The organism is Nannocystis exedens, from assembly GCF_002343915.1.
In the GTDB taxonomy this organism is placed as follows: Bacteria; Myxococcota_A; Polyangia; order Nannocystales; family Nannocystaceae; genus Nannocystis; species Nannocystis exedens.
In genome coordinates this window covers 606,423-628,269 of the sequence record NZ_NETK01000002.1, presented here as the reverse complement: position 1 = coordinate 628,269, position 21,847 = coordinate 606,423, and the positions used below count along the sequence as shown (strand labels likewise).

The following is a 21,847-nucleotide window of genomic DNA, read 5'->3' as shown; positions in this document are numbered from 1 at the left end:
CGCGCGGCGCCTCGGCGAGCTCTATCTCCAGCTCGGCAAGGCAGCGCGTGCCGTGCCGCTGCTGCGCCGCGCCGGCGAGGACGACCCGGAGCAGCCGAACCTCGCCGCCGCCGAGGGACGCGCGCTGCGACTCGTCGGCGACCTCGCGGGCGCCCGCCTCGCGCTCGCGCGAGCGGTGCGTGTGAACCCGTTCATCCCGGCGCTGCACTGCGACCTCGCGCAGGTGGCCCCGGCGCGACCGCGCTGCGACCGAGTCGTCCGGGGTCCGGCCGACCTCGTCGATCCACCCGCGCCGCTGCGCCGTAATTCACCGTTCGGGCGCTCGACAGCGGGGCCCGGCGGGCGACGGGTCGCGCCACCGCCGGCGCGCAGCGAACCCGCAGGCCGACCGCGACGACGTAGCCGCTGCGTGGCGATCGCTGTCACCCGCGAACGCCGGCGCGAGGAACCATGCACCGGCAACCTCGGGGTCCGCGCGATCGCTCGAGCGGCGCGGCGACCGCCTCGTGGCCGACCGCGCGGGTGCGTCACTCGGCGCGACGGGCTTGCGACTGCGGCTGCAGGAAGTGCCGCATGCCGGCGACGCTGCGCGTATAGCCGAGGCCCGACATCTTCCAGCCGACCCACGGCCCGCCGGCGGCGGTGGACAGGCCGCGGTTGACCCCGACCATGCCGGCCTCGATGCGATCGGCGACCGCGTCGAGCTCCGGCCCCGGGGGGCCCCACACGCTCGCGCCGAGCCCGTAGCGGGTGTCGTTGGCCAGCTGCACCGCCTCCTCGACGTCGCGCGCGACCTGGATCGCCACCACCGGTCCGAAGGTCTCGTCCTTCACGAGCGTCATCTCCGGCTTGAGGTCGGTGACGACGCTGGGCGTGAGGTAGAAGCCGGGGCCCTGGGCCTGGCCCTCGATCACGAAGGTCGCGCCGCGGCGGCGCGCGTCGGCCAATTGCTCGAGCACCAGGTCGCGCTGACGGGCGCTGGCCATCGGCCCGAACGCCGTCGACTCGTCGCGCGGATCGCCGGGCTTCACCGCGCGCACGAGGTCGGCCACGCGACGGGTGAACTCCGCGGCGACGTCGGCGTGGACGATGATGCGCTCGACGCTGACGCACACCTGCCCGGCGTTGCGCAGCGCCTCGTCGGCGGCGTAGCGGGCCGCGGCCTGCAGGTCGGCGCCGGGCAGCACGATCATCGGATCCTTGCCGCCGAGCTCGAGCACCAGCCGCTTCATCGTCGTCGCCGCCTCGCGCATGATCGCCTGGCCGGTGGCGATCGAGCCGGTGAACGCGATCATGTCGACGTCGCTGGCGACCAGCGCGGCCCCGACGCTCCCTGCCCCTTGGACCAGGCCGACCAGTCCTTCGGGCAATGTCTCGGCGTACAGGCGATGGAGCAGCGCCCCGGTGTGCGGCGTGTACTCCGACGGCTTGAACACCGCCGCGTTGCCGGTGAGCAGGGCCGACAGCAGCAGGTTACTGGGCGTCGCCACCGGGTAATTCCAGGGGGCGATCACTCCCACCACGCCGAGCGGACGCCAGCGCACGCGCACGCGGATCCCGTTCTCGACCCCGTCGTCGTCGGCGAGCGCCTGATCGGCGGCGCGGACGAACGATTCGACGCGAACGGCGACGCTGCGGGCCTCGGCCCGGGCCTCGCGGATCGGCTTGCCCATCTCGTCGCTGATCGAGCGCCCGAGCGCGTCGGCGTGGTCGCCGATCGCCTGCGCGAGCGCACGGATCTGGCGCGCGCGCGCGTCGGCGGCGGTGGCCGCCCAGGCGCGCTGGGCGGTACGGGCGCGAGCGACGGTTTCGCGGACGCCCTCGGGCGTGGTGCAGTCGACCGGCTCGAGCGGCTGGCCGGTGGCCGGATTGTGCGGGACGAGGCGCTCCGGGGACATCGACGTAACTATAGCTGCCGCTCGCCGCGCTACACTTGTCGCCCGTTGCCCGAAGTCTTCACCGAGCTCTGGTTCATCCAGCTCGTCACCGTCCTGTACGTGATCGGCATCACGGCCCTGGTGCTGCTGGAGCGCAGACGTCCGAGCGCCGCGCTCGCGTGGCTCCTCGCGCTGATCTTCCTGCCGCTGTTCGGGCTGTGCCTCTACTTCCTGCTGGGGCGCGCCGGCGTGCGGCGGCGCAGGCGGTTACGAGCGCGGCGCAGCGTCAACCCGACCGACGTCACGCGCGGGCTGTTGCCGCTCGAGACGCCGCTGGAGGAGCTCGATCAGCCGCTGCGCGGGCTCGTCGCGCTGGCGCTCAACAGTTCGGCCGCGCCGCTGCGGCGGGCCGACTCGGTCGACCTGCTGGCCGATCCGGCGCACGCGTTCGCCGCGATGGAGGCCGCGATCGCCGGCGCGAAGCAGCAGATCCACATCGCCATGTACATCTGGCGCGACGACGACACCGGGCGGCGCTGGATCGACCTGCTGTGCGAGCGCGCGCGCGCGGGCGTCGAGGTGCGGCTGCTCTACGACGAATTCGGCTGCCTCGGCACCCCGCGCGAGCTGTTCGAGCGGGTGGTCACGGCCGGCGGGCAGGTGCTCACGTTCGGCGCGGTGCGGCTGCGCTACCGCCCGCTCATGATCAACTTCCGCAACCACCGCAAGATCGTCATCGTCGACGGCGACCTCGGCTTCACCGGCGGCCTCAACGTCGGCGACGAGTACCTCGGGCGTGGGCTCGGGGCGCGGCCGTGGTCGGACCTCCAGGTGCGGATCACGGGCGACGCGGTGCTCGGCCTGCAGGCGATCTTCCTCGAGGACTGGCTGGCCGCGCACTCCGACGATCACGCCGAGGATCCGGCGTTCGCGCGGCAGCTCGCCGACCTGCTGGCGCGCCCGCCGAGGCACTCGTGCGGACCGATGCTGCAGATCGTCCCGAGCGGCCCCGACCTGCCGTTCATCGACGCGATCGCGGCCCAGTTCACCGCCGCGATCGCCTCGGCGCAGGAGCGCTGCTGGATCGCCACGCCCTACTTCGTGCCCGACGAGCCGCTGTCGCTCGCGCTCAAGACCGCGGCGCTGCGCGGCTGCGACCTGCGGCTGCTCGTGCCCCTGCCGCGCAACAACGACTCGACCCTCGTCAGCCTCGCCGGCGCCAGCTACTACGACGAGCTGCTGGCCGCCGGCTGCCGGATCTACGAGTACCTGCCCGGCATGCTGCACGCCAAGTACCTGCTGGTCGACGACCGTGTGGCCGCGATCGGCTCGGCCAACATGGACGTGCGCAGCTTCTACCTCAACTACGAGGTCACGGCGCTGTTCTACGACCGCCGGCTCACGCTCGACCTCGCCGGCGTGTTCACCAAGGAGCTGGCCCAGGCGCTCGAGGTGCGGCCCGAGACGCGCAAGCAGCTGACGCTGCCGCGGCGCCTCGGCGAGGGCTTCGCCCGCCTGCTCTCGCCGCTCCTGTGAGCCGCACGGCGCGGGCCCGACGGGGCCGTCCGCGCGGGCATGCTCGATCGGGCATGCTCCTTGGGGCATGCCCGATCGAGCATGTCCCTCAGAACAACCCCGGGCCGCCCTGCTCGCCTCAGCTCGGCGCCTCGACGCCGAGCTCGCGCATGTGCTTCTCGAGCTCGGCGCGCAGCTTCTCGGGCGTCATGCCGAGCTTCTCGGCCGCGCCGTCGAGCGAGTACGTGAACTTGCCGATCTTGACGCGCGCGCTCGGGCCCATCGTCACGCGGCCGTTCTTCAGCACCGGCGACGGGTCCTCGACGCCGATGTACACGTCGCGCTCGGTCAGCGACGGGAACGCCTGGCGGGCGCGCTCGAACAGGCCCTGCTGGTCGCCGCTCATCTTGTCCTTCGGCAGCTTGCGCAGGTCGGCGACCACGCCGGCCTCGAGCTGGCCGTCCTCGAAGGTCGCGCGCGAGGCCTTGATCACCTCCTTGACCTCGGGGGCCGAGCGCGCGGCCTTGCGGTGGAAGTTGCGCAGCTCCTTGCGCCCGGCGTGGCCCTCCGCCGGCTGCCACTGCAGCTTGCCGCCGGCGTCCTCGACGGCCGCGGGCGCGTCCTCCCGGGCCAGGTCGGTGTACCAGTCGGGCAGCGCCGTGACCTGCAGCCACAGATAGGTGACCACCCCGCCGGCGAGCAGCAGGAGGACCAGCAGGACGATCGCCAGCTTCTTCCACATGGCCCGGCAACCATAACAGAAGCCGTCGCGGCGGCCCCCGCCCTCAGCCGCCGGCCGCCGCCGCCGCCAGCGCCGCCAGCAGCATGTCGTCGACCTTGTCGACCAGGTCGTCGTGCAGCGTCTTCAGCCGGGCTCGCGCCGAGGGGTCGTCGGGGAACAGGCGCGCCATGCTGAGCCCGGCGCGCAGCTCGAGCGCGCGCGCCCCCTGCTCGCGGGCGAGCTCGAGGGCCTCGTGCAGCAGCAGCGCGGCCTCCTCGACCTCGCCCATCTCGTGCAGGATCTCGGCGCGCTGGCGCATCAGCTCCGCCTCCCACCAGCGGGCCCCGCTGAGCCGCGACGACTCCATCGCCTCGCCGATCACGCTGAGCCCCTCGTCGATGCGACCTGCCCTTATGCACAGGTCGGCAAAGACAGAGAACGTCCACGGCATGAACATGCCCATGCCGGCGGCCTGCAGCTCGATGAGCGCCTGACGCAGCAGGTCGAGGCCCTCGTCGTGCTGGCCGAGCTCGGCCATCGCCCAGGCGCGGATGGCGTCGGCGAAGCTGACCCACGCGCCGAGCGTGGCCTCGGCCTTGAGCTGGTAGACCTGGTCGGCGTGGGTGCGGGCGCCCTCGACGTCGCGGAGGATCTGGCGCAGGATCGACGCGACCACCAGCGCGAACGTGGTCGAGAAGCCGTGGCCGAGCTCGCGGGCCAGCGCGATCGACACGCGGCTGCGCTCGAGCGCCTCCGCCGTGCGTCCGAGCATCCACAGCGTCAGCGACAGGATCGCCAGGGCGGCGATCCGCGGGTCGTGGATGTAGAGGTGGCCGAGGTTGCGGTCGAAGTCGGGGGCGTAGAGGACGATCGAGCGCTCGAGGTGGGCGCGCGAGCGTTCGAAGTCCCCCTGGTGGAACAGCTGGGTGCCGAGCCCGCGGTGCGACACCAGCAGCGGCACGCGCTGGCGCCGGCGCTCGGCGAACATCAGCATCTGCTCGGCGAGCTCGCGGGCCACGTCGAGCTGGGCGCGCACGACGTAGTGCTGCCACAGGCCGAACAGCACCGGGAACAGGTGGCGCGTGTCGCCGACCTCGCGGCACAGCTCGCGGGCCCGCGCGAACGTCTGCTCGACCTCGTCGGAGCCGAAGCCGAGGGTCGCGACCTGGGCGTTGCCGAGGCCGATCTGCAGCCCGATCTCCTGCTCGACCCGCTCCGGGCTCTCGGGCAGGTGGCGCAGCAGCTCGATCGCGTGGCTGTAGTGCTGCACGGCCTCCTGCCCGGCGTCGTTGCGGATCGCCTGCTCGCCGGCGCGCTGCAGGTAGAGCACGGCGCGGCCGATCAGCTCCGGGCTCGGCCGCCCGCCGCCGGGCACCAGCGCCGACGAGGCGACCACGCGGTACCAGTGGTGGGCCAGCAGCGGGTAGTACAGCTCGAGCTTGCTGCCGTGCGCGCGCTCGAAGTGCTCGGCGACCGCCTGGTGCAGCTGCTGCCGCTGCGCGAACGGCAGCAGGTTGTAGGCGACCTCCTGCGTCAGCGCGTGCTTGAACAGGAACGTGCCCTCGGCGGCGTGCGGCTTGGGCACCAGCAGGCCGCGGCGCTCGAGCGCCTGCAGGTACTCGGGCAGCTGGGCCTTGTCGGCCTCGATCGGATAGATCGCCCGCAACAGGCTCAGCGAGAACACGCGCCCGAGCACCGCGCCGACCTTGAGCACCAGCTGGTGCTGCTGCTGCAGGCGATCGATGCGGCTCGTGATCACCGCCTCGAGGTTGTCGGGGAACTTCGCGGTGCGCAGGTCACCTGCCTCATGGGACAGCAGGCACTCGCCGTTCCAGATCGTGATGAAGCCGGCGTCGCGCAGCGCCGAGGCCAGCTCCTCGGAGAAGAACGGGTGGCCCTCGGCGCGCTCGTAGATGAAGCTGGCGACCTCGGGCGGCAGGCGCGACACGCCGAGGCGGCGGCACACCAGGTTCTCGGTCTCGACCAGCGACAGCGGCTGCAGCTGCAGGTGATAGGTGCCGTGGTCGGCGAGGATCTGGCGCAGCTCGGCCGCCGCGGTGTCGCTGTCGACCGGCCCGGTGACGATCACGCACAGGAGCGGCTGGACCTCCTCGCGCACGTCGGCGAGCAGCGCCCACGAGGCCGAGTCGAACCGCTGGGCGTCCTCCAGCAGCAGCACCGCCGGGTTGCCCTTGAGGTAGGCGAGCAGGATCTGGACCAGCAGGACGCGGGTCTGCTCGGCGCGCGCGCGGCCCTGCAGCGGCGCGGTGCGGTCGTTGTCGACGGCGTCGATCGGCAGCACCGCCCCGAGCAGCGGCGCCCGCGACACCGCCGCCGGCACCAGCCGCCGCAGCCCCGAGACCACCCGCTGCCACGGGTCGGAGCCCTGATCTGTCCCTTGGTTCAGGCCGAAGATGGTGGCGAAGATCGGCAGCCACGCGTGGTACGGGCCGGCCGCGTCGCTGATCTCGCGCGCGCCGAGCAGGCGCATCGCCCCGGCGGCCTCGGCCTGCTCGAGCAGGTCGTCGGCCAGGCGCGTCTTGCCGAGCCCGGCCTCGCCCTCGACCACGATCGTCGCGCTGCGGCCGCGCAGCACCTCGTGCAGGCCGTTGATCAGCACGCCGCGCTCGCGCATGCGCCCGACCAGCGCCGCCCTGGCGCCGCCCGCCACCGGCAGCGGGCCCGAGACGGCGCGCTCCTTCTGGCTGCGCCCCGGCAGCCGCGCGCTCGCCGGGGTGTAGATCGAGATGGTGCCTTCCTTGCCCTTGACCGAGATCGGCGGCAGGCCCTCGAACAGGAACTGCCCCCGGGTGGCGACGAAGGTGTAGTGGTCGCACAGCACGGCCTTGCCGTCGCCGGCCTGCATCAGCCGCGCGGCCAGGTTGACCACGTCGCCGAGGACCGTGTACTCGCAACGTTCGGCGCTGCCGACGGTGCCGCAGAACGCCCGCCCGGAGGCGATCCCGCAGGTGGCCCGCCAGCCGAGGCGCTTGTGGAGCTCGCGGACCTGCTGCGCGGCCTCGATCGCGCGCACCGGATCGTCCTCGTGGGCCAGCGGCGGCAGGCCGAACGCGACCAGCACCGTGGTCCCGTGATCGTCGACGCTGAGGTGGCCGATCGTGCCCTCCCACGACTCGACGATCTGCTGCACCGCGATCATGACCTCTTGCGCCTCCATCAGCGGCGTCTGGTGCTTGAGGTCGGGGAAGTTGATGAACAGGACGCTGAGCCGGCGCAGCTCGGCGAGGAAGCTGCTCTGGCCGGCCGACAGGCGGGCGATCACCGCCGGGGGCACGTAGCCTCGCAGCGCCGCCTCGGCCGCGTCGGGCAGCTGCGGGCGCACCAGCGGCGACGGCACCACCGGCTCGCGCAGCGCGACCACGCGGCCAAACCCGTGCTCGCCGCGGCTCTCGCCGTCGACGCGGCCGCCGAGCATGGTCCACACGCGCTTGTCGATCACCACCTCGCCGGGGCGCGCGAACGTCTGGGCCCGCCGCACCGCCTCGATCGCCGGCCCGACGAGCACGAGCTCCCAGCGGCCGCCGAGCCCGCCGACGTGGACCAGCGCGATCCGTCCGGCGGCCACGCCGATCCGCAGCGACAGCTCGATGCCGTCGTCGATCGGGCACGCGTGCAAAGCGGCCTGGATCGCCAGCCCGCACGCGACCGCGGCCTCGGCCGCGCGGGCCGACGAGCCCTCGGCGACCCACACCGCCGTGAGCGCGTCGCCGGCGAACTTGACGACGTCGCCGCCGTGCGCCGCGGTGATCTCGATCAGCCGGCCGAAGTACGTGTTGAGGCCCGCGGCCACCTTCTCGACGCCCGCGGGCCCTTGCTTGGCGAGCGCCTCGGTCAGGGCCGTGAAGCCGGAGACGTCGGCGCAGAGGACTGCGGCGGCTACGATCTCGGCTTGCGGTTGGTGCAGCGGACGCGGGTCGACCGAGAGCCGCCGCGTGACGATTGCCGGGATGTAGCTCGCCAGCGCTTTGAACAGCTCGGGCAAGGTCGGGCGGCATCGTACCAAAGCCGCTCGCCTCCGGCGCGTCGCAAGGCGATGTTTGCGTCTCCCGGATCGCGACCGCGAAACCGGCGCTCGGCGGCGACCGGCGGGACCCGCGGAATCGGCCCCACCCTCGAGCTCACATGCGCCAAAGTGCGAAGGCGGGCGAGTCCTTGTGTATTGTGGGGAGGATGCTCGGAGCGTCCAGGCCCACCCCGACCCTCGTCCGGCTCTCGCTCGTGCTCCTCGCCGCTGCGCACCTGGGCGCGTGCGCCGGCGGAGATCCTGGGGCCGGGTCGACGAACCCGTTCGACAGCCAGGGGAACGGCAGCAACAGCACGCCCGGGACCGAGACCGGGCAGCCGGCCAGCGAAACCGATCCCACCCCGACCGTCGGCGGCAGCATGTCCGACTCCGAGACGAGCGCGCCGACCGGCCCGGGGCCGACCTCCGACTCCGACCCGACCAGCGGCGATCCCACCGGCGACCCGACCGTCGGGACCACCACCCTTCCCGACCCGGACTGCGTCGACGACGACGGCGATCTCCACGGCGAGGGCTGCAGCGCCGGGCCCGACTGCGACGACGCCAGCTACAACTCGTGGCAGAGCTGCGGCACCTGCGTGGACGCCGACATGGACGGCTTCTGGGTCGGCTGCGACCAGTACGGCCCCGACGACCCCGGCCCCGACTGCGACGACGCCAACCCCGACGCCTCCGACGGCATGGACTGCGAGTGCGCGGTCACGCCCCCCGACAAGGCCTCGGACACCTGCGCCGAGGCGATGGCGGGCGCTCTCGGCGTGATCGCCGAAGGCGGCGTCGTCCCTCCGATCAAGGGCTCGATCACCGGGATCGACAACGGCCCCGGCAACGGCCAGGAGGACTGGTACTGGGTCGAATTCCCCGAGGCGATGGCGATGGGCAACCGGCCCAACGCCGGCAAGATCGCCGCCGTCTTCGCGGTCAACCCGGGCGACCCCGCCAACCCCGACTACCGCTTCGAGGTCTACACGGCCTGCAACAAGATGCCGTTCGAGGGCCTGAACCCGACCTACGGCCCCGGCACGCCGCCCGCCCGCGAGTGGGAGTTCTTCGACGCCCACACCCCGCCGAACCCGAACCCGAACCCGAACCCGAACTACCTCAACAACGTGCCGTGGCCGGCCAAGGTGTTCATCCGGGTGATCCGGGTCGCCAACGACCAGTCGTGCAGCGAGTACACGCTGCAGGTCTCGCGCCTGCCGACCTGAGCCGGCGAGCGCCCCTGTCCTCGAGGACCTGCCCGCTCGAACCTGCCCGCTCGACCCTGTCCTCTCCGACCTGCTCGCCGGGTCCTGTCCTTTCAGACAGCTCAGCGTGGCCGCGGCAACGCCCGGACCAGGCGGGCGTACAGGCGGGCCGCCCCCTGCCAGGCGATCGGGCACAGGTCGTAGGTCTGGCCGTTCTTGAGCGCGACGACGAAGGTGTCGCGCTCGCCCGGCGGGCGCGGCTCGACGTAGATCCGGGCGATCTCGCGGACCGGCAGGCGGACCCGGCGGCCGCGCTCGCGGACCGTCAGCGTGCGGCCGAACAGGTACGGCGCGCGCGGCAGGATCGTGCGGACCAGGTTGCCGATCCACTGGTTCAGCCACAGCAGCACGACGATCAGCGCGGCGCGGATGATCCAGCGCCGGCCGTCGACCGCCTCGACCCACGCGTCGGGCAAGCGCGCCAGCAGCACCGCGACCGTGGCCGACAGGAACACCAGGCCGACCAGGAAGTCGCTGAGCTTGCCGGTCCAGTCTTCGGGCCGGGCGGCGCGGAGGCGGATGAACACGCGGGACCCCGGGGACGCGCTACGAGGCCACGTCGAGCTTGTAGGACCCGCCGAGGACGTCGTTCTGGTCGATGACCACGAAGTAGACGCCGGGGTCGAAGTTCCACGTCAGCGAGAAGTTCGAGGTGCCCTGCTCCGCCATCGACGTGCAGGTCAGCTCGGTCGAGCCGCCGCAGCCGGTGCGGATGCTGAGCACCGGCGCGAACGAGGCGTCGGCGGTGACGGTGAAGGTGATCGCGCCGGGCGTGAACACGTTGAGCTGGAACATGTTCTCCGCGCCAGGTCCGCCGCAGCGGCCGTCGACCGAGCCGGCGCGGCCGCCGAGCTCGTTACTCCACGTGAAGAAGCCGCCCGGCTCCTGGTTGATCTGCGTCGAGTGGACCGGGCAGCCCTCGATCGGCGGCGCGGTGTACACGACCTGCATCGCGTAGTGGCCGTCGGTGCCCTCGGGCGAGTCGACGGTGACGAAGTACTCGTGGCCGGCCTCGGCGAAGAAGTGGCGGAACGGGACGTCGCCGTACGGCGCCGCGCACACGCGCGGGAGGTTGTTCTCGTCCATGTAGCAGCCGTCGCGCGTGACCCGGAGCGTCGGCGTGAACTCGGTGGTCGGCTGCATCAGCAGCAGGACGTCGGTGTCGGCCGCGGGGGCGATGAGGTACGTGTCCTCGGCGCCGCCGTCGTGGATGCCGTCGCCGCACCAGCCCTCGACGCGGCTCGGCCCCTGCAGTCGCCCGCGCACCTCGATGTTGGCGAGCGGCAGGACGATCGGGTTGTCGCAGCCACCTTCACGCGGATCGACCGGCGTCACGCCGGTGCCGCCGTCGGTGTCCTCGTCGGCCGGACCGCTGCGGGCTCCGCAGGCGAGGATCAGGCTGACCGCGAGAGCCGTCACGCCGGGGGCCGTCACGCGCCGGGACCGCAACCGAAACACCGTCATCCCATGAGTGTAGCGCCGAGGGGATCGGGGCGTCAAAACCCGCGCGCCGGCCACATCGACTCGACCATCAGCTGGAGCCGTACCCGGCCGCGAAAGCTGGAGCGCAGCGGCGCGAACAGGAAGGCCACGCGCTCGCCCGGCGCGAGGTTCGGGTGGGCGGCGGCCTGGCCGAAAGCGATGGCCTCGAAGCCGACCCGGCCCTGCCGCAGGGCCATGGACAGGTGCCGGCCCTTCAGCACCCGCACCCGCTCGATCACCGCGTCCTCGCACAAGAACCGCGGCGGCGCGAACCCGACCCCGTAGGGCGCGAGCTGCTCCAAATCGACCAGGAGCGGCTCGTCGATGGCCTCGAACGGCAGCACGCCGTCGTGCTCGACCGCCGGCTCGCCGAGCTGCCGCTCGCGGATCTGTTCGGCCACCGCGGCGTCGAAGGCCTCGACCAGCGCCGGGATCTGGGCCGGGTCGACGCTGACCCCCGCGGCCGCCCGGTGGCCGCCGTAGCGCCGCAGGTACGGGGCGCAAGCGCGCAGGGCCGCGTGCACGTCGACGTCGCCGGCGGTGCGCGCCGAACCGCGGGCCTCGTTGCGCGCCCGGTCGACGGCCAGCACCAGCGCCGGCCGCCGGTACTGCGCCACCACCCCGGCCGCGGCGATGCCGACGATGCCGTGCAGCCACGACTCGCCGGCGACCACGATCCCGCGCCGCTCGGGCGTGCGGGGATCGGCGGCCAGGATCGCCAGCGCCTCGCGGACGATCGCGTCCTGGTGCTCGCGGCGGTGGATGTTGAAGTGCTCGACCCGCTCGGCCATCGCCCGCGCCTCGGCCGAGCTGCGCGCGCGCAGCAGCAGCAGCGACGGCTCGGCCGGCCCGAGGCGCCCCGGCGCGTTGAGCCGCGGGCCGAGGCGGAAGCCGAGGTGGGTCTCGTCGATCGGGTCGTCCTCGCCGACGCCGGCCGACTCGAGCAGCGCCCGCAGCCCGGGCCGCCGCCGCGACGCCAGCACGCCGAGCCCGTGGCGGACGAGGATCCGGTTCTCGTCGACCAGCGGGACCATGTCGCAGATCGTGCCGAGCGCGACGAGGTCGAGCCACGCGCGCGGGTCGGGCAGCGCGCTCCCGGTCTTCTTGGCGATCGCGCTGCGCAGCGACGCGCACAGATAGAACGCCACCCCGGCGCTGCACAGGCCCTTGAACGGGAAGTCGCAGCCGGGCTGGTGCGGGTTCAGCAGCGCCCGCGCCGGCGGCATGCGCTCGGGCACCTGGTGGTGGTCGATCACCGCGGTCGGGACGCCCTGTCCTTCGAGCCAGGCGAGCGCCTCGTGATCGGACGTCCCGCAGTCGCCGGTCAGCACCACCTGGGCCCCGGCCTCGCGCAGCGCCCGGGCGTCGGCGAGCTGGAACCCGTAGCCGCCCTCGCGCGAGGCCGCGCGCGCGACCACGTCGATGCCGAGCGCCTCGAGGTAGGTGGTGAGGATCGCCGTCGTCGTCACGCCGTCGACGTCGTAGTCGCCGAACACCCCGATCCGCATGCGCCGCTGCTGCGCGGTCTGCAGCAGCTCGAGCGCCGGCTCGAACCCGGCCATGCCGGTCGGCGCCCGCAGGTCGGCCAGGCGCGGCCGCAGCAGCCGGGCCTGCGCCTCCGGGCCGGTGACGCCGCGCCGCAGCATCAGCGCGACCGCGTGCGGCCCGACCCCGAGCGCGCCGGCCCGGTCCCGGAGGTCACCTGCCTCGCAGGACATGCCCCGAAGGACAAGCGGGGGCGGGGCCGGCCGGGGCGCCTCGGACGGCGCCGGTCGGGGCTTCGTCAGCGCGAGCCGCGAGCTCATGCGGGCAGCTCGCGGAGCTCAGCTCTGCGGCCGCTGGCGGCGGCGGCGGCGGCTGGCCTTGGCCGGTTCGTCTCCGTCCTCCGCACCCACGCCTTGCCCCTTGTCTGCCTCGCCCTCGCCCTGCCCCGCGGCCTTGGCGGCCGCCTCGGCGCGCAGGTCCCCGACCGCGCGGCCGGTGGCCTCGTCGACCTCGGCGTTCTCGGCCGCCAGCACCGTGCCCGGGTCGACCGTCGCCGCCGCGGCCTCGGCCGTCAGCAGGTGGCCCTCGCCGCCGTAGAAGCGGCGGTTGACCCACAAGAAGATCGGGCAGGCGATGAACAGCGACGAGTACGTGCCGACGACGATGCCGATCATCAGCGCGAACGCGAAGTCCTTGATCGAGCCCTTGCCGAGCGCCCAGGTCGCCAGCACCACCAGCAGCGTCGTGCCCGAGGTGAGGATCGTGCGGCTCAGCGTCTCGTTGAGCGCGACGTCGGTGGTCTCCTCGATCGGCGTGTCGCGGCTCAGCGCCACGCGCTCGCGGATGCGGTCGAACACGACGATGGTGTCGTTGATCGAGTAGCCGACGATCGTCAGCAGCGCGGCGATGGTCTGGAGGTTGAACTCCTTCCACGTCAGCGCGAACGCCCCGACCGTGATGAACGCGTCGTGCGCGAGGGCGACGATGCCGCCCGGCGCGAAGCGCAGGTCGAAGCGCAGCATCACGTAGAGGAAGATGAAGCCGAGCGCGTACAGCAGCGACTTGACGCCGTCGGCCTTGAGCTGGCTGCCGACCTTGGCGCCGACGGTCTCGGACGAGACGATGCCGGTGACCGTGCCGGCGCCGAGCGCCTGGTTGAGCTCGTCCTGGATCTTGACGCCCATGCCGACCAGGCTGAGCTCGACCGGGAACTCGTCCTGCTTGCCGGTGCCTTTGTCGACCTTGCCCTCGCAGCCGGCCTTGCTCAGCAGCGCCTCGAGCTCGCTGTAGATCGGGGCCGACTCGAACACGAAGAACATCTTGCTCGCGCCCTCCTGGTACGACATCGGGCGCTTGAGCTTGGCCTTCGGGTAGGCGTTGACGGCCTCCTCGCAGCCCTTGGCGGTGGCCATGTCGATCGAGGCCACGTCCTTGACGTGGACGATGATCTGGTTGTCCGCGTCGGGCACGGTGACCGCGGAGGCGCCCTCGAAGCCGGCCGCGTCGAGGGCGTCGCGGACCTCCTGGATCGGGACCTCCCTGGCGAGCTGCAGGCGGGCCGAGGAGCCGCCGGCGAAGTCGATGCCGAAGTTGAGCGCCGACCCGCGCGAGCTGAAGTTGAAGGCCATCGTCGCGATGCTGACGACGATCAGCACGAACGACACCGCGATGAAATACTTCGCCGACCTGACGAAGGGGAACCGCGTGCCTGGCGGGATGATCTCGAAGAACTTCTGCGCCATGGTGGTGTGCCTCAGATGGACACGCGGTCGAAGCCGCGGCGGTTGGCCTGGAAGTCGAAGAAGAGGCGCGTGCAGAACACGGCGGTGAAGATCGAGGTGGCGATGCCGATCAGCAGCGTGATGGCGAAGCCGCGGATCGGGCCCGAGCCGTACTGCCACAGCACGACGCCGGCGATCGCCGTGGTCAGCTGCGAGTCGAGGATGGTGGTGAAGGCGCGGTCGTAGCCGGCCTCGATCGCGGCGCGGGCGGTGTAACCCTCGCGCACGAGCTCACGGATGCGCTCGTAGATGATGACGTTGGCGTCGACCGCCATGCCGAGCGTGAGGACGATGCCGGCGATGCCGGGCAGGGTCAGCGTCGCCTGGAAGAACGCCATCGCCGCCAGGATCAGCAGCACGTTCAGCACCAGCGCGAACACGGCGATGAGGCCCGACACCCGGTAGTAGATCGCCATGAAGGCGACGACGGCGCCGAGGCCGACGACGAACGCCCAGAAGCCGCTCTCGACCGCGTCCTTGCCGAGGTCGGCGCCGACGCGGATCTCGAACTCTTTGACCAGGCGGGCCGGGAGGCTGCCCGACTTCAGCACCTTGACCAGGTCGTTGGCGGTGTCGCGGACGCTCTGTCCGGGGGTCTCGCCGACGGTGATGCGGACGTTGCCGCCGGGGATCCGGTCGTTGAAGACCGGGTCCGACATGACCGCGTCGTCGAGCATGATCGCCATCCGGCGGCCGATGTTGTCGCCCGACATCTGCTCGAAGCGGTCGGCGCCGAGGCGGTCGAGCTTGAGGTCGACGCCCGGGAGGCCGGTCTGCGGGTCGGGGCTGACGTTGGCCGCCAGGATGCTCTCGCCGGTGACCTCCGCGCGCGACTTGACGATGTACGTGCGCCACACTCGCGTCGGCTCGCCGCGGATGACGACCGAGTCCGGCCCGTACGCGACCAGGTGCGAGGCCGGCAGGCGCCACTTGGCCGGCAGCTGGTTGAAGAAGTCCTCGAGCGTCTTGCGGTCCTTGGCGTAGAAGGCCCACACGTTCTCGACGTTGTGGCCCTTCGGGCTGCCGTAGTTGGCCAGCTTGTTGACGCTGATGCCCATGCCCGGGCGGACCTGGCCGCTCTCGAGCAGCGCCTGGAAGTAGTTGCTCTGGTTCGGGCCGAACGGCAGCTCGTCGTCGACCATGCGCATCTCGAGCACGGCCGCGCGCTCGACCACCTTGAGCAGGCGGCGGAAGTCGGACGAGCCCTCGAGGATGTTGTCGCGCGAGCGCTCGCTGAGCTTGACCTCGACGGTGTCGGGCGCGGCGGGCCGGCCCGGATCGTCGGGCAGGATCTCGAGCTCGACGCCGCTGCCGAGCCGGTCGTCGACGATCGTCTGCTCGATCATCTTGCCGGCGAACACCCGGCCGAGCAGGTCGCGCGCGACCTTGCCGGTCAACGTGATGCGGAAGGCGCCCGGATCCTCGTCGCTGTCGGCGAGGATGACCTGCTCGGCGCCGCCCTGCTGCAGCAGCGGCCGCAGGCGGTCCTCGGCGTCGCGGCGCGCGGCCTTGATCTCGGTGGTGGTATCCGACAGGCCCGGCAGCTCGATCACGATCTGGCGGTTCTTCGGGTAGATGTTCGGCTCGGCGATGCCCATCGCGTCGATGCGGCGGCGCACCGTCTCGAGCGCCTGCGCGACCGCGTGCGAGCGGTGCTCGCCGATCCGCGTGTCGGACATCTTGAGGTGGATGACGCCCGAGGCCTCGTCCTGGGTGTCGACGCGCTCCATGTCGGTCAGCGCGACGCCCATGACGTCGTCCTCGGCGGTGGCCACCTGCGCCGGGTCGGCGAACTTGATGTCGAGGCGGTCGATGCCCTGGCGCTCGATGTCGACGGTGACGCCCTTCTTCTCCTTGAAGCCGGCCTCGAGCTCGGCCGCGATCTGGTCGAGCTTGTTCTCGAGCGCCTCGTCGACGGCGACCGAGTACTCGAGGTGCAGGCCGCCCTGGAGGTCGAGGCCGAGCTTGAAGCGATTGTCGAAGGTGCTGGTGAGCCAGCCCGGCAGCTCCTTGTCGGTCCCGAGGATCTGGGCGATCGACGGCACCACCATCATGACCGCCGTGGAGATCATGAGGAGCAGCAGCAGGGCCTTGGTCTTGAGGAACTTACGCATCGGTCCGCCTTGCTTCCTGCCGAAAATTCCTCACTTGGGGGCCGCGGCGCCGGCCTCGGGCTTGCTCGCGGCCGCCTCGGGATCGAAGCGGTCGGCGATCTCGGCGCGCAGGACCTTGAGCTTGACCCGGTCCGCCACCTCGACCATCGCGATCGGCCCGTCGATGCTGCTGATCCGGCCGATGATGCCGCCGGTGAGCCGCACCGTGTCGCCCGCGGCCAGCTTGTCGAGCCTCGCCTTGCGCTCCTTCTCCTGCTTGCCCATCGGGCGGATCAAGATGAAGTAGATCGCCGCGAACATCAGGATCGGGACGATGAACCCGCTGAGCGGGTTGGCGGCGGCGGGGGCCTGGGCGAGGATGGTGGCGAGCATGGCGATGGTCCGGACGGGAGTATCCACGGGGGCGCCTGCGTTCTGACGCCGCCGCGGGCGGCCGACGCGTGCAAAAACGCAGGCCGGTCACCGGTCGCAGGGGGGTACCAAAGAACCCCGGGTCTGTCACGCCGGTTCCGGCGCCGCGACGGCGGCGGCAGCGGCCGCGTCGACGTCGCCCTCGGCCCCCGCGCCTTCGGCGTAAACCGTCGAAATGATGGACGAAAACTCGCCACGCAGGGCCTCGAAGCGGCCGGAGCGCAGGGCGCGCCGGAGGGCGCCGACCCATTGTTGATAAAAGTACAGGTTGTGGATCGTCGCCAGGCGGCCGTACAGCGGCTCGTTCTGCTCGTGGAGGTGGCGCAGATAGGCCCGGCTGTAGCGCGCGCAGCAGCGGCAGCGGCAGGCGGGGTCGATCGGGGCGTCGTCGTCGCGGAAGCGGGCCTGGCGGATGTTCAGCCGGCCCGAGAACGTGAACAGCTGGCCGTTGCGGGCGTGGCGGGTCGGCATGACGCAGTCGAACATGTCGATGCCGGAGCTGACCGCGGCCAGCAGATCGTGCGGGGTGCCGATGCCCATCACGTAGCGCGGGCGGTCCTGGGGCATCTCCGGGCCGATGGCGGCCATCGTGGCGTGCATCTCGGGGATCGGCTCGCCGACGCTGAGGCCGCCGAGCGCGAGGCCCTCGAACGGCAGGTCCGCCAGCGCCTTGAGGTGCTCGCGCCGCAGGGCCACGTTCGTGCCGCCCTGGACGATGCCGAAGCACAGCTGGCCCGGCTGCAGGATCTCCCCGCGGCGGCGCGCGGCCTCCTCGGCCCAGCGGGTGCTGCGGTCGACCGCCGCGCGGATCAGCGCGGGCTCCGCGTCGGCCGGCGGGCAGTGGTCGAGGATCATGCAGATGTCGGAGCCGAGCGCGGCCTGGGTGGCGAGCACGCTCTCGGGGGTCATGCGGTGGCGCGAGCCGTCGAAGTGGGTCTGATAGGAGACCCCGGCGTCGTCGATCTTCTGCAGGCCGCGCAGGCTGAACACCTGGAAGCCGCCGCTGTCGGTCAGGATCGGCCGGTCCCACGCCATCATGCGGTGGAGGCCGCCGAGCGCGGCGACGCGGGCGGCGCCGGGGCGGTGGCCGAGGTGGTACGAGTTGCCGAGGATGATCTGCGCCCCGACCTCGCGCAGGTCGTCGGCGTCGAGGCCCTTGACCGCGCCGTAGGTGCCGACCGGCATAAAGCACGGCGTGTCGATCGGGCCGTGCGCCGTCCACAGCCGCCCGGCCCGCGCCGGCGAGCCCGGCGCCTGCGCCAGCACCTCGAAGGTGCCCGGCGGGCGCGGCTGCAGGCCGGATGTCTCACAGGACAGGTCGAGGCGCGGGTCGGCCCGGGTCGTCATCGTCGGCAAGGAATGCCACACCGGGATCGCCGCCGCAACGGCCGCCGCCCTCACGGCGGGGGGGCCGCGCGGCAGGCGTAGCCGACGCCCGGGCTGAAGCAGGCGCGGTCGTTCCAGCCGCCGAGCATGTAGAACATCTGCCCGCAGTTCTCGCGCGGGCAGGCCTCGTCGAGCGCGTCGACCGGCTCGCACATCGGGTCGCAGCTCGCCGAGTCCGGCTGTCCCATCGACCAGGCGGAGTAGTCGACCGGGCTGCCGTCGCTCCACTCCCAGTGGGCCGGGTCGGCCTCGCAGCCGGTCCAGTGCGGGTCGGCGCGGCGCAGGCCGATCCAGAACGTGCCCATCGGATCGCCGCCCTCGTACAGCGCCTCGACCTGCTTGCGCGCCCACAGGTCGTCGGCCTCGCTGTGGATGCTGAGCAGGTCGACGGTCCAGCCGAGCGCGGTGCAGGCGGCCCGGGCGGCGACCCAATCGATCGCCTCGACCTTGCAGAACCAGTGCGGCGCCCCGTCGCGCTCGACCAGCGCGCAGCCGTGGCACGCGTCGTTGACCGGCGAGAACTCGTCGACGATCTCGTCGCAGTCGTCGTCCTCGCCGTCGCACACCTCGAGCGAGCCGGGGAAGCGCTCGGGGTCCGCGTCGTCGCAGTCGCCGCGCTCGGCCGCGGTCCCGGGCGGCTTGTCGCAGGCGATCTGGGCCGGCTCGACGCCCCACGCGTCGCCGTCCTGGTCGAGGTACCACTTGCCGGGCGGCGACGTCGTCGGGCAGCCCTTCGAGCTCTCGTCGGTGTCGTCGTGGACGTCGCCGGTGGCCGTCGAGGTGCTCGTGGTGGTGCCCTCGGTGGGGTCGTCGCCCTCGGTGCTCCCGCCCCCGCTGAGCGCCGGCGGGACGTCGACGAAGCAGCCGGCGGCCAGCGGCAGCGTCGGCGTGACGGCGAGGAGGAGCGTCCGCGTGACGCTGCCGTGGCGGGGGGACCACATGCCGCCCACCCTACCACGCCGCGCGGGGCTTCACGTCACGCGCCGATTGCGGTTTCATCGCCGGCATGTCCACAGCTCCCGTGCTCGTGACCGGCGCAGCCGGGTTTATCGGTCACCACGTCGTCCGCCTGCTGACCGAGCAGGGCCGCACCGTGCGAGCGGTGCTGCGCCCCGGCGAGGATCCGCGCAACCTCGCCGGCATCGACCCCGCCCGGCTCGAGCGCGTCGAGGGCGACGTCCTCGACGCGGCCCGCATGCGCGCGCTGGTCCGCGGCTGCGACGTCGTCTACCACCTCGCCGCCGTCTACCGCACCTGGGTACCTGACCCGAAGGTCATCTACGACGTCAACGTGACAGGCTCGGCCAACGTGCTCGCCGCCGCCGCCGAGGCCGGGGTGCGCAAGGTCGTGTACACCAGCTCGATCGCCGCCGTCGGCGTGCGCGAGGACGGCGTGCCGTCGGACGAGACCACCCCGTTCAACCTGTGGGCCGGCAGCTTCGACTACGTGCGCTCGAAGTACCTCGGGCAGCAGGTCGCGCTGGCGTTCGCGCCGCTGGTCGACGTCACGATCGTCGGCCCCGGCATGCCGCTCGGCCCCGGCGACGTCGGCCCCACGCCGACCGGCAAGACCCTCGTCGACGCGCTCAGCGGCCGGATCCGCGTGTGCTTCGCCGGCGGCCTCAACATCGTCGACGTCGAGGACGTCGCGCGCGGCCACCTGCTCGCCGAGGAGCGCGGCCGCCGCGGCGCGTGCTACCTGCTGACCGGCCACAACCTCACGATCGCCGACCTCATCGCCGAGATGCGGCGCGTGCTCGGCATGCGCCACGCGATGTTCGCCACCCCGGTGGCCGTGGCCCGGGCGGCCGGCTGGGCGCTCGAGCAGGTCGCCGACCGCGTCACCCGCAAGGAGCCGCTCATCACCGCCGGCTCGGTCGCCTACGCCAGCCAGGCGCTGCACTTCGACAACCGCAAGGCCCGCGAGGAGCTCGGCTTCACCGTCCGCCCGCTCGACGAGACCCTGCGCCGCGCCGCCGAGTGGTTCGCCGCCAACGGCTATCTCTGAGAGCTGTCTTCCAGGGCATGCTCGGGAGGACATGCCCTTCGCGGCATGTCCCATGGAGCATGTGCGGCCGGTCAGCCTACCAGCGCGGCGCGTAGGCCCGATCGAGGTACTCGCCGAGCATGCGGTGGGCGTTGAAGTAGCTGGCCGCGAGGGCGATGCTGGCCCGCATGCGCTCGGCCCAGCGCTCGGGCGCGCCGAGGTACAGCGGCAGGATCTCCTCGTCGAGCACGCGGTAGAGCTGGGCCGCGTCGGCGTCGTCGCTCGGGTGCCCCGGCGCCAGCACCCAGCCGGTCTGGCCCTCGATGTAGCCCTCGCACCACCAGCCGTCGCGCACGCTGAGGTTGGGCACGCCGTTGTGGGCGGCCTTCATGCCGCTGGTGCCCGAGGCCTCGAGCGGGGCCATCGGCGTGTTGAGCCACAGGTCGACGCCGGCGGTGATGAGCCCGCCGAGGCGCATGTCGTAGCCCGGCAGGAAGGCGATCCGCACCCACGGCAGGACGACCTCCTGCTGGCGGAACACGGCCTCGATCATCCGCTTGCCCTCGAGGTCGCGCGGGTGGGCCTTGCCGGCGAACACGATCTGCAGCGCGCCCCAGCGGCTGGCGACCTCGCGCAGGCGCCGGACGTCGCGCAGGATCAGCAGCATGCGCTTGTAGGCGGTGGCGCGGCGGGCGAAGCCGATCGTGAACCGCTCCTCGCCGAAGTTGTGGTCGCCGTGGCGGTTGATCTCGTCGACCAGGGCGCGCTTGGCCTCGCGGTGGGCGGCGACGATGGCGTCGGTCGGGATCTTCTGCGCCCCGCGCAGGGCGTGGGCGTGCCGCCGCCACTCGGGGATCCAGCGGTCGAACACGGCGCGCATGGCCGGGGCGGTCCAGGTGGCCGAGTGGACGCCGTTGGTGATCGCGTGGATGGTCCGCCCGGGGAACATGCCGGCCGAGACCTCGGCGTGGCGCTGCGACACGCCGTTGACGAAGCCGCTGAGCTCGATGCCCAGCGCGCTCATGTTGATCTCGGCGCTGTGCGGGGTCGGCAGCCTGGCGTACAGCTCGACCAGCTCGCGCCCGAGCACCGCCGTCGCCAGGGCCTTGGGGAAGCGGTCGTGCCCGGCCGGGATCGGCGTGTGCGTGGTGAACACGCAGCGCTCGCGCACCGCCGCGATCGCGCCCGCGAGGTCGTCTGGCCGTCGGGACAGCTCGAGCGCCAGCAGCTCGAGCGCCAGCAGCGACGAGTGGCCCTCGTTGAGGTGGTAGCGGGTCGGCGTCAGCTCGAGCGCGGCGAGCAGGCGCCGCCCGCCGAGCCCCAGCACCGCCTCCTGCTGCAGCCGGTAGCGCTCCTCGCCGCCGTACAGGTGATCGGTGATCCGCCGGTCCTCGTCTTCGTTGCCGTCGACGTCGGTGTCGAGCAGGTAGACCGGGACGCGCCCGCCGCCGGCGCCGTGGATCCACGTACGCCAGGCCCCGACCTTCACCTCCCGGCCCTCGATCGTCACCGCCACCTGCGCCGACACCCGCTCGAGGTGGTGCTCGGGGAGCCACTGGACGTCCCGCTCCTGCTGGTGCCCCTGCGCGTCGAGGACCTGGCGGAAGTAACCCTTGCGGTACAGCAAGGTCACCGCGACCATCGCCACGCCGGTGTCGGCCGCCGCCCGCAAGTGGTCGCCGGCGAGGACTCCGAGCCCGCCGGCGTAGGTCGGGAGCTCGCTCGACAGGGCGATCTCCATCGAGAGATAGGCGACGAGCAGCGGCGACGCGGTCATCCACGCCGATGGTGGGGCG

General features: G+C 72.5%; 15 protein-coding genes. 3 read left to right on the top strand and 12 right to left on the bottom strand.

Annotated elements, in window-relative coordinates; all coding sequences use genetic code 11:
* Positions 1 to 527: 527 nt before the first annotated feature.
* Positions 528 to 1,898 carry an aldehyde dehydrogenase family protein gene (locus tag NAEX_RS46425; protein WP_096334478.1) on the bottom strand — a complete coding sequence of 457 codons (1,371 nt, stop codon included), beginning with the start codon at positions 1,896 to 1,898 and terminating at the stop codon, positions 528 to 530.
* A gap of 45 nt (positions 1,899 to 1,943) precedes the next feature.
* On the opposite strand from NAEX_RS46425, the gene cls reads away from it, so the two are divergent.
* Positions 1,944 to 3,413 (top strand): cardiolipin synthase, encoded by a 1,470-nt coding sequence (gene cls / locus NAEX_RS46420; protein WP_170136615.1) that lies wholly within the window; start codon positions 1,944 to 1,946, stop codon positions 3,411 to 3,413.
* 118 nt (positions 3,414 to 3,531) lie between these two features.
* Here the strand turns inward: cls and NAEX_RS46415 are convergent, their stop codons facing one another.
* Positions 3,532 to 4,134 (bottom strand): hypothetical protein, encoded by a 603-nt coding sequence (locus NAEX_RS46415; RefSeq protein ID WP_096334348.1) that lies wholly within the window; start codon positions 4,132 to 4,134, stop codon positions 3,532 to 3,534.
* Between the two features lie 43 nt (positions 4,135 to 4,177).
* Positions 4,178 to 8,116 carry an adenylate/guanylate cyclase domain-containing protein gene (locus NAEX_RS46410; RefSeq protein ID WP_170136614.1) on the bottom strand — a complete coding sequence of 1,313 codons (3,939 nt, stop codon included), beginning with the start codon at positions 8,114 to 8,116 and terminating at the stop codon, positions 4,178 to 4,180.
* Positions 8,117 to 8,304: 188 nt separating this feature from the next.
* Here NAEX_RS46410 and NAEX_RS46405 point away from each other — a divergent pair, with 188 nt between their 5' ends.
* Positions 8,305 to 9,366, top strand: a complete 1,062-nt coding sequence (locus NAEX_RS46405) for a hypothetical protein (protein ID WP_096334346.1) — start codon at positions 8,305 to 8,307, stop codon at positions 9,364 to 9,366.
* A gap of 101 nt (positions 9,367 to 9,467) precedes the next feature.
* Here NAEX_RS46405 and NAEX_RS46400 read toward each other — a convergent pair whose 3' ends face one another.
* The 8 genes from NAEX_RS46400 to NAEX_RS46365 form a co-directional block, all read right to left on the bottom strand.
* Entirely contained in the window at positions 9,468 to 9,932 is a 465-nt protein-coding gene (locus NAEX_RS46400) for a hypothetical protein (RefSeq protein ID WP_096334345.1), read from the bottom strand.
* Between the two features lie 19 nt (positions 9,933 to 9,951).
* Complete coding sequence (locus NAEX_RS46395) at positions 9,952 to 10,839, bottom strand: hypothetical protein (protein WP_211302635.1); 888 nt, start codon at positions 10,837 to 10,839, stop codon at positions 9,952 to 9,954.
* A gap of 62 nt (positions 10,840 to 10,901) precedes the next feature.
* Positions 10,902 to 12,605, bottom strand: coding sequence for a single-stranded-DNA-specific exonuclease RecJ (gene recJ, locus NAEX_RS46390; protein ID WP_170136613.1), 1,704 nt, complete (start codon positions 12,603 to 12,605; stop codon positions 10,902 to 10,904).
* 105 nt (positions 12,606 to 12,710) lie between these two features.
* Positions 12,711 to 14,114: a protein translocase subunit SecF gene (gene secF, locus NAEX_RS46385; RefSeq protein WP_096334342.1), complete on the bottom strand. Its 1,404-nt coding sequence runs from the start codon at positions 14,112 to 14,114 to the stop codon at positions 12,711 to 12,713.
* 11 nt (positions 14,115 to 14,125) lie between these two features.
* Positions 14,126 to 16,267, bottom strand: a complete 2,142-nt coding sequence (gene secD, locus NAEX_RS46380; protein ID WP_096334341.1) for a protein translocase subunit SecD — start codon at positions 16,265 to 16,267, stop codon at positions 14,126 to 14,128.
* 30 nt (positions 16,268 to 16,297) lie between these two features.
* Positions 16,298 to 16,666, bottom strand: a complete 369-nt coding sequence (yajC, locus tag NAEX_RS46375; protein ID WP_143140159.1) for a preprotein translocase subunit YajC — start codon at positions 16,664 to 16,666, stop codon at positions 16,298 to 16,300.
* A gap of 99 nt (positions 16,667 to 16,765) precedes the next feature.
* Positions 16,766 to 18,025 carry a tRNA guanosine(34) transglycosylase Tgt gene (gene tgt, locus NAEX_RS46370; RefSeq protein ID WP_096334339.1) on the bottom strand — a complete coding sequence of 420 codons (1,260 nt, stop codon included), beginning with the start codon at positions 18,023 to 18,025 and terminating at the stop codon, positions 16,766 to 16,768.
* 50 nt (positions 18,026 to 18,075) lie between these two features.
* Entirely contained in the window at positions 18,076 to 19,005 is a 930-nt protein-coding gene (locus NAEX_RS46365; RefSeq protein ID WP_096334338.1) for a C-type lectin domain-containing protein, read from the bottom strand.
* Positions 19,006 to 19,070: 65 nt separating this feature from the next.
* Here NAEX_RS46365 and NAEX_RS46360 point away from each other — a divergent pair, with 65 nt between their 5' ends.
* Complete coding sequence (locus NAEX_RS46360; RefSeq protein WP_096334337.1) at positions 19,071 to 20,072, top strand: NAD-dependent epimerase/dehydratase family protein; 1,002 nt, start codon at positions 19,071 to 19,073, stop codon at positions 20,070 to 20,072.
* A 76-nt stretch (positions 20,073 to 20,148) separates the two neighbouring features.
* On the opposite strand, the gene glgP is transcribed toward NAEX_RS46360, so the two are convergent.
* Entirely contained in the window at positions 20,149 to 21,828 is a 1,680-nt protein-coding gene (gene glgP / locus NAEX_RS46355; RefSeq protein WP_096334336.1) for an alpha-glucan family phosphorylase, read from the bottom strand.
* Positions 21,829 to 21,847: the final 19 nt, after the last annotated feature.

Bases quoted from the DNA above. Each gene is read 5' to 3' on its own strand.
- recJ (WP_170136613.1), bottom strand. From the start codon at position 12,605: ATGTCCTGCGAGGCAGGTGACCTCCGGGACCGGGCCGGCGCGCTCGGG.
- NAEX_RS46365 (WP_096334338.1), bottom strand. From the start codon at position 19,005: ATGTGGTCCCCCCGCCACGGCAGCGTCACGCGGACGCTCCTCCTCGCC.
- tgt (WP_096334339.1), bottom strand. From the start codon at position 18,025: ATGACGACCCGGGCCGACCCGCGCCTCGACCTGTCCTGTGAGACATCC.
- NAEX_RS46425 (WP_096334478.1), bottom strand. From the start codon at position 1,898: ATGTCCCCGGAGCGCCTCGTCCCGCACAATCCGGCCACCGGCCAGCCG.
- secD (WP_096334341.1), bottom strand. From the start codon at position 16,267: ATGCGTAAGTTCCTCAAGACCAAGGCCCTGCTGCTGCTCCTCATGATC.
- NAEX_RS46405 (WP_096334346.1), top strand. From the start codon at position 8,305: ATGCTCGGAGCGTCCAGGCCCACCCCGACCCTCGTCCGGCTCTCGCTC.
- secF (WP_096334342.1), bottom strand. From the start codon at position 14,114: ATGGCGCAGAAGTTCTTCGAGATCATCCCGCCAGGCACGCGGTTCCCC.
- NAEX_RS46415 (WP_096334348.1), bottom strand. From the start codon at position 4,134: ATGTGGAAGAAGCTGGCGATCGTCCTGCTGGTCCTCCTGCTGCTCGCC.
- glgP (WP_096334336.1), bottom strand. From the start codon at position 21,828: ATGACCGCGTCGCCGCTGCTCGTCGCCTATCTCTCGATGGAGATCGCC.
- NAEX_RS46360 (WP_096334337.1), top strand. From the start codon at position 19,071: ATGTCCACAGCTCCCGTGCTCGTGACCGGCGCAGCCGGGTTTATCGGT.